The organism is Mesorhizobium sp. NPDC059025, assembly GCF_042739655.1.
GTDB lineage: Bacteria > Pseudomonadota > Alphaproteobacteria > Rhizobiales > Rhizobiaceae > Mesorhizobium.
This window is the reverse complement of sequence record NZ_JBHYIM010000021.1, coordinates 65,065-72,410: the sequence shown is the minus strand read 5'-3', so window position 1 is coordinate 72,410 and position 7,346 is coordinate 65,065. Positions and strand designations below refer to the sequence as shown.

The 7,346-nt window shown below is 62.5% G+C and carries 6 protein-coding genes; 5 read left to right on the top strand and 1 reads right to left on the bottom strand.

From position 1 onward, the window contains the following. Positions 1-269 precede the first annotated feature (269 nt). From ACFWYE_RS29790 to ACFWYE_RS29770, 5 genes are all read left to right on the top strand, one after another. Positions 270-1,340 carry a LacI family DNA-binding transcriptional regulator gene (locus tag ACFWYE_RS29790; protein WP_379115622.1) on the top strand — a complete coding sequence of 357 codons (1,071 nt, stop codon included), beginning with the start codon at positions 270-272 and terminating at the stop codon, positions 1,338-1,340. Positions 1,341-1,376: 36 nt separating this feature from the next. After that, positions 1,377-2,123: a transporter substrate-binding domain-containing protein gene (locus ACFWYE_RS29785; protein WP_379066950.1), complete on the top strand. Its 747-nt coding sequence runs from the start codon at positions 1,377-1,379 to the stop codon at positions 2,121-2,123. A 69-nt stretch (positions 2,124-2,192) separates the two neighbouring features. Further along, a complete protein-coding gene (locus ACFWYE_RS29780; protein WP_379115621.1) occupies positions 2,193-3,833 on the top strand; it encodes an amino acid ABC transporter permease in 1,641 nt (546 codons plus the stop codon). Beyond that, entirely contained in the window at positions 3,814-5,226 is a 1,413-nt protein-coding gene (locus ACFWYE_RS29775) for a GH1 family beta-glucosidase (protein ID WP_379115620.1), read from the top strand. Before ACFWYE_RS29780 ends, ACFWYE_RS29775 begins: the two co-directional genes overlap by 20 nt. Next, positions 5,216-5,899 (top strand): SDR family oxidoreductase, encoded by a 684-nt coding sequence (locus tag ACFWYE_RS29770; protein WP_379115619.1) that lies wholly within the window; start codon positions 5,216-5,218, stop codon positions 5,897-5,899. Before ACFWYE_RS29775 ends, ACFWYE_RS29770 begins: the two co-directional genes overlap by 11 nt. A 60-nt stretch (positions 5,900-5,959) precedes the next feature. Here ACFWYE_RS29770 and ACFWYE_RS29765 read toward each other — a convergent pair whose 3' ends face one another. Beyond that, entirely contained in the window at positions 5,960-7,219 is a 1,260-nt protein-coding gene (locus ACFWYE_RS29765) for a diguanylate cyclase (RefSeq protein ID WP_379115618.1), read from the bottom strand. Positions 7,220-7,346 lie beyond the last annotated feature (127 nt).

Sequence of the window (7,346 nt, the reverse complement as noted above, 5' to 3'; positions counted from 1 at the left end):
ACTACTCCAAGGCGCTGCCGCTCGCCCAGGGCGTCTCCTTCGACATCGACTGAGCACCTTTCCACATTTGATCTCTGACGAACGGCGGGCCTCGGCCCGCCGTTTTTTCTTGTCGGCTCAAGACAGGTGCCCTGCGGCCCGGCCTGTCAGGGGCATCGTGGCCACAGGCGCACCCAGCTACACCATGCAATAAAAACGTTTTTATTTTTCTTGAAATCGTTTTTATCGCCTGATAGCCTCTTACAAGGAGAGAGGAGCAAGCGGCGATCATGGCCAAAGCCAAGTCTGCAGCGGGCAGCACTTTGCCGACCATCAAGACACTGGCCGCGCACACCGGCTATTCGATCGGCACCATCTCGAAAGCCTTGCGCGGCTCACCGGTCGTCACCGACGCCACCCGCGAGGAGATCCTCACCGCCGCCCGTGAACTCGGCTATCAGGCGAACGCCCGGGGCATGGCGCTACGCACGGGCAAGACCTACCAGGCTGCGGTGCTGATGCCGATTACCTCGGCTGCCGGTTATGAGTGGGACGGCGTCGAATACACACAGATCCTCAGCGGCATCTCGCAAGTGCTGGATGGCAGCGACTACCAGCTTTCCGTCTACGGCTACCGAAACTTCGACGATGCCTGCATCATCGCGCGCCGCATCGCCGATCAGCGGCTTGCCGACGGAATGATCTTCTCCGGCGTCCTGGCGCACGATCCGCGTATTGCCATGCTGGTCGAAGCCGGCTTTCCCTTCGTGGCGCTTGGCCGCTGCCGGCAGTCGCTCACCTATGCCCATGTCGACGTCGACAATGAATGGGCCGCCTATGCGGCCACCGCCCGGTTGATCGCCGGCGGACACCGCCGCATCGCGCTCATCAATGCCGAGCCGCGCCTGTCCTATGCGCTGGACAGGATCGATGGCTTCAGCCGTGCTTTCAAGGAGGCAGGGCATCGACCCTCGCTGGATCTCGTGAATAGCGGCGACCTCACCGCACGTTTCGGTCGCGACACGACCTTGGGCCTCTTCAAGCAGCCCTCGCCGCCGACGGCACTGGTGTGCGTGAACGAAGCCACAACCTTGGGCGTGCTTTCGGCGCTGGGCAGCCTCGGCCTCCGTGTCGGGGAAGATGTCGACGTCATCGCCTATGACGATATCAACGTCAGCGCCTATTTCAGTCCGCCGATCACCACCCTCTACCAGCCAATCGAGCTGCTCGGACGCCGGCTCGGCGAGTTCCTGCTGCTGCGCATGGTGGATGAAGGCGCGGCAAAACTCGCCGAGGTCTTCCGGCCCGAACTCATCGGCCGGCAGCCCGACAATCTGGGCGGTCGCATCGGCCGCACCTGATCCGATCATCAAGCTCAAAAAACGGGAGGAAAGAGCATGAAGAGAATCCTGACCGGACTTGTATTCGCGCTGCTGATGTCTGGTACGGCCCACGCGGCTGATCTCGGTGGCAAATTGCTGAAGGTGGGATCCGACACCACCTCCCCGCCGATGGAGAGCGTCGACGCGGCGACCGGCCAGATCGTCGGCTTCGATGTCGATGTCGTCAACGCCATTTGCGCCAAGATCAACTGCAAGGCGGAGTTCGTCACCACCGGCTGGGACGGCATCTTCGCCGCACTCGACCAGGGCAACTTCGATCTCGTCGCGTCCGGTGTCTCCATCACCGACGAACGCAAGAAGGCGATGGACTTTTCCGAGCCGTACATCGTCAACAGCCAGGCAATCCTGATGCGGGTCGAGGATGAAGGGCTGACCGCGGAAGATTTCAAGACAAAGGGCAAGAAGCTCTCCGCCCAGGCCAACACAACCGACGCCCAGGTGGCCGAAAGCGTCGCCGGCAAGGACAACGTGACGGCCTATGACAGCTTCGCGGCCTCCCTCATCGCACTCAAGAACAAGGACGTCGACGGCGTCGTCATCAACGGCGCCAACGCCGCCGCCTATGAGAAGGAATTTGCCGGCGAGCTGGTGGTACCCATCCGCAACCTGCAATCCGATCCGCTCGGCCTCGTCTTCCGCAAGGGTGACGAGAACATCGCAGCCTTCAATGAAGGCATCGCAGCGATCAAGGCGGACGGCACGCTGGACACGCTGATCGCCAAGTACTGGGGCACCAAGTAGCGACGTCGCTTCAACAAGCTCCGGCGTGACGCCGCGCCGGAGCTTTTTTCCGAAGGAGGGCGGACAGAGATGCGCTACCTCATGCGCCTGCGACCCAGCAATCTGATCATCGCAGCCGCCCTGCCCTTTATCGTCTACCTGTTCGCGAGTTCGCCGGACTATCAGCGTTCCTTACGTGCCATCGTCGGTGTCGAGCACGGTTCCTCGGTCTTTGTTCCAGGCTTCCTGCTCCTGGTCATGGCTTTTGCAGCGGGTATCGGAAGCGTCGTGTTTTCACGCATATCGGCACCAAGACCGCATCTTGCCAACGCATGCGCCGTGGTGAACCTGCTGGCAGCCACCGCTGTCACCAGCACCGGAATCGTCCGCCCTTACGTGGCGTCGGTCGTTGCCAATGCGGTCGATCCCTTCACCTCGAAACTGGTGATGCAGGGCGTCACTCCGCGCCAGCTCACCGATACTGCGGATGCGATGGTGCAGGGTTACGCGTCAGGGCTTTTCTGGGGCTATCTGGCAGTCTCTGTCGCCGCACTCGCGCTTTTCTTTTTCAGCCAAAAAGAACCACGTGCGACGAAAGCCGGCCGGGCTATCCTGCTTGCGCTCAACGGCATCGGCCTGGTCGTCGTCCTGTTCCTGGCGCCCATGGCCTTCGCCGCCGGTGTTGCCACGACCATCCGTGCAGCAGTCGCCGCCTACATACTGGCGGCACTGCTCGGTCTGGTCTGGGTCGGCCTGCTCAAACTCGACTACAGCCGGCGCGCAAATCTCATCTTCGTTGGACTGACTGCTCTGCTCGCCTGTGCGGCGGCGTGGTTCCTCCTGCAACCGAGCCAGGACTATGTGCTGGTCGGCAGCCTGGACGGCAAGGTCGCCGTCGTGTCCGGCACGCCGTCCGGCACGATCGGCGCTGTTCGCTACGGTCAGTTTCCCGGAGCGCCGGGTGACGAAGTACCGCTGCGCACTTTCAAAGGACCGGCGGAAGCCGTCGCCGCGCTCCAAAAGAAGGCCGATGTCAGCGCCGCGCTGTTGCCCGCGGCTGCCGCGCCAGCCGACCTGCCGGTGCTTTGGCGCACTGCCGCCCTCAGGGATTCCGACAAGGCCTCAGGCATCACCCTTGCGGTGCTCGCCATCGTCACCGGCCTGCTCACCTTCGGCGGCCATATCCATCGCCGCCATCCGCTTTCGATCGGCTCGGAATTCATCGTCGACACGATTCGCGGCATCCCCATGCTGGTGATCGTCCTCTATGTCGGCCTGCCGCTGGCCGGCGCGCTGAAAGATGCCACCCAAGGCGTATTCGACCCGCCCAATCTCGCCCGCGGCATCGCAGCCATGGCGCTTGCCTATTCCGCCTACCTGGCCGAAATCTTCCGCTCCGGCATCAACGCCATCCCACGCGGCCAGATCGAGGCTGCACGCAGCCTCGGCCTCAACGGCTGGCAGACGGCACGTCTCGTCATCCTGCCGCAGGCCTTCCGCATCATCATCCCGCCGCTCGGCAATGAACTCATCGCCATCCTCAAGGACACCTCGCTGCTGTCGATTCTGTCCATCCGCGACATCACCCAGCGCATGCGCGAATTCCAGTCGGCAAGCTTCCTGCCTTTCGCACCCTACAACTCCGCCGCCATCTTCTACATCCTGCTGACACTGGCGGCGGCCAGCCTGGTCAGCACAGTCGAGAGAAAATATGACATCAAGCATCGATAACAGGCGCACCCTGGACACCCGTGCAGCCTCGCTCGTTCTGCCACAAGGCTTCGTCTTCGGCGCCGCCACGGCCGCCTACCAGATCGAAGGCGCGCCGGCGGCCGACGGAAAAGGCGAGAGCATCTGGGACCGCTTCTGCAAGGTGCCCGGCGTCATCATCGACGGCTCCAGCGGCGACATTGCCTGCGACAGCTACCATCGCTGGAAAGACGATATCGCCGTCCTGAAGACGCTCGGGCTTGGCGCCTACCGCTTCTCTTTCGCCTGGACGCGGCTGCTGCCCGAGGGACGCGGCACCGTCAACACCAAGGGAGCAGCCTTCTACGACCGGCTGATCGACGATCTCCTGGCTGCCGGCATCGAACCTTATGCGACCCTCTACCACTGGGACCTGCCGCAGGCATTGCAGGACGAAGGCGGCTGGTACAATCGCGCCACCGCCGACGCACTGGCCGACTATGCCGGGCTGGCCGCCCGCAGCTTTGGCGATCGCGTCAAGAAATGGACGACGCTGAACGAGCCATGGACCTTCTGCTGGTCGGGCCATGCCTCGGGCGAAGACGCCCCGGGCCTGCGCGACGGCACCAGGGGTGGCGTAACGGCGAGCCATCACGCGCTGCTCGGTCACGGCAAGGCGGTTCCGATCATCCGCGCCGAGATACCGGACGCCTCCGTCGGCATCGTCTTCGACCTCAATGTGGCGGAACCCGCCAGCGCCGACCCACGTGATATTGCCGCCGCGCGACGCTTCGACGGCGCGCAGAACCGCTGGTTCCTCGATGCCGTCTTCAAGGGCAGCTATCCCAAGGACATGCTAGACCTCTATGGAAATCTGCTTCCGGCTATCCATGCCGACGACAACGCCATCATCGCCGCGCCCGTCGACTATCTCGGCGTCAACATCTACCGCCGCTCGGTCATCGCCGAAGGCACGGAACTGGCGCCGTTGAACTATCGGCGCGTCCAGCCGGAAGGCCTCTACTCCGCCGTCGGCTACGAGATCTGGCCGCGCTGCATGTACGATGTACTGCGTTACGTGAATGATAACTACGCGCCGAAGGAGATCTACATTTCCGAAAACGGCGTGGCCACGCGGCCTGAGACGGTGGGCACGGACGGCCATGTCTGGGACGAATTGCGGGCAGCCTACTATGTCGAACATCTGGAACAGATCGCCAGGGCGGCAGACGAAGGCATGCCTGTGCGCGGTTACTTCGCCTGGACGCTGATGGACAATTTCGAATGGGCCTATGGCTACACCACGCCGTTCGGCATCACTCATGTCGACTACGAGACACAGAAACGCACGGTAAAGTATTCCGGCGAAATCTATGCCGCGATCGCACGTCAGGAAGCAGCCGTCAGGCCGCGGAGCGCCGCAAGTGGCGGCTAAGACCGTCCTTGTCACCGGTGCCGGACGCGGACTTGGACGCGAACTGGCACGGCAGTATGCGGCAAGCGGCTGGCAGGTCATCGGCTGCAGCCGCAGCCGGCCTGCCGACGGCTTTGAGGCCGGCATCGAGTGCCAGCCGCTCGATGTTGCCGATCCCGCATCGATTTCAACGCTGGTGTCGCGGCTCGGCGGCCGGCCATTGGACGTGCTCGTCAACAATGCCGGCATCCGCAGCCCACTCCCCGGCCTGGATCGCCTGCAGCCGAAGGAATTCCTCGATGTGCTGCGTATCAACACGCTTGGCCCGGTCCTGTTGACACGGGCCTTGCGGGTGAACCTGCGCCTTGGCACCGATCCAGTCGTCGCCAACATCGGCTCGCGGGCCGGGTCGATGGCGGAAGGCCTGATCGACGACGATGACGACGATTACGCCTATCGTTGCTCGAAGGCCGCGCTCAACATGGCGACCGTCCAGCTTGCGCGGGATTTGCAGCCCGACGGCATCACCCTGCTGTCGCTGCATCCCGGATGGGTGAAGACCGACATGGGTGGTGCGGAAGCCGTCCTGCCAGTGGAAGAAAGCGCAAGAGCGCTACGATCGATCATTGCCGCGGCAAAACCGGAACACAGCGGGGCCTTCCTGGCATTCGACGGTCGGCTGGTAAGCTGGTAGCGCCCGCGGCATCTGCTGGCAGTGCCGGTTGACCCGGTTCAGGCTGCTGAATCCTGTCCGTTACCGGTATCCGGCTGTCACGGTCGATATCGACACCCGGTCCCTGCCTTTCGCCTTTGCCTCGTACAAGGCAGCATCGGCCAACGTCAGAAGCTCGCGAAAATCCCCGGCGTTCGCTGGGCATGTTGCGATGCCGATGCTGACCGTCACTGATCTGTTCAGTTCGGGATGGACCGTATCGGCAACTGCCGTCCTCATGCGTTCGGCAAGCATGAATGCTCCCGCCGACGCTTCCGGGCAAAGCAGCGCGAACTCTTCACCGCCGTAACGAAAGAGTTCGTCACCCTCCCGCTTGGCGTTCAAAAGAGCGTCGGCAACGGCCTGAAGAATCCTGTCGCCCTCGGCATGTCCATGGTTGTCGTTGACGGCTTTGAAATGATCGATGTCGATCATCATCAGGCTCAGCGGAAGCGCCGACTTGAGCGCTTCCGTCAGCATGGCCGGCCCTTTTTCGTCGAGCTGGCCGCGATCCTGGAGGCCTGTCAGCGGGTCTTTTCCGATCCGCCCGACAAGCTTCTCGTAGCGGTGCCGATAGGTGAGCCTGTCGAATACGTCGGTGGCGCGTCTGACGCCGACCGGAAGCGGGCTCTTTTCGATAAATCGCAGATAAAGCGCCAGCATCGCGCTGAAGAAGAGCGCTGAGCCGATCTTGGCGATCCACCCACCGTAGAAGGCAGACAAGGGAGCCCCGGTTACGAGATAGAGGCCCAGATAGAAAAACAGTTGGTCGAAGCTGAGGACGATCGCCAGGCTGATGAACATGCGACCCAGGATGGTGTTTGTGACGATTGTTCCGAGCCGCTCGAAGAGCAGCACCATGCCGATCAGGTCTATGAAAAGCAGAGCAGTCCCCCAGACCATCAGGAAACCGATCTGGTTGATGAAATCCATCTCCGGCTGGCGCCAGGCGAGTTGCGCCGGATCACTGTAGTAATTCAGCGGCAGGGCCAGCACCACCATCAGCAGATTGCCGATCAGCAGGCCGTAGGTGGGCTGCCGCATGCTCTCGGCATCTTCCTTGATGTAGAGCAGCAGGAAGAAGGCGAGCTTGCCGGCGAACATCACGGTCGAGCCGGGCGAGATCAGCCCGAACGGCAGCTGGATGAAATAAACAGCCGCGAGATAGGTCTCCAGGAAGTGCATCGCTCCGAGCGTGCAGAAAAAGACGCCCATGCCGAGGCTTGTCCTGACGCGGAACACAAACGCCATCGCCGCGAAATAGACAGAGGCCTGCGTCAGCAGAACCAGGAAACCTGACATGTTGCGATTACCCCCAAGCGGATCAAGCCCCGATGCTTGATGACGCTTCCGGCCGCGCCTTGCGGCCTGATGCGCCGTTGCATTGAGACATGCCGCTGCCGGCTGGCCATCTAAGGTATTCCGCAAG

What these genes read in the sequence shown, in the direction of transcription:
- ACFWYE_RS29775 (WP_379115620.1), top strand. Translation starts at nt 3,814, where the DNA reads ATGACATCAAGCATCGATAACAGGCGCACCCTGGACACCCGTGCAGCC.
- ACFWYE_RS29780 (WP_379115621.1), top strand. Translation starts at nt 2,193, where the DNA reads ATGCGCTACCTCATGCGCCTGCGACCCAGCAATCTGATCATCGCAGCC.
- ACFWYE_RS29785 (WP_379066950.1), top strand. Translation starts at nt 1,377, where the DNA reads ATGAAGAGAATCCTGACCGGACTTGTATTCGCGCTGCTGATGTCTGGT.
- ACFWYE_RS29765 (WP_379115618.1), bottom strand. Translation starts at nt 7,219, where the DNA reads ATGTCAGGTTTCCTGGTTCTGCTGACGCAGGCCTCTGTCTATTTCGCG.
- ACFWYE_RS29790 (WP_379115622.1), top strand. Translation starts at nt 270, where the DNA reads ATGGCCAAAGCCAAGTCTGCAGCGGGCAGCACTTTGCCGACCATCAAG.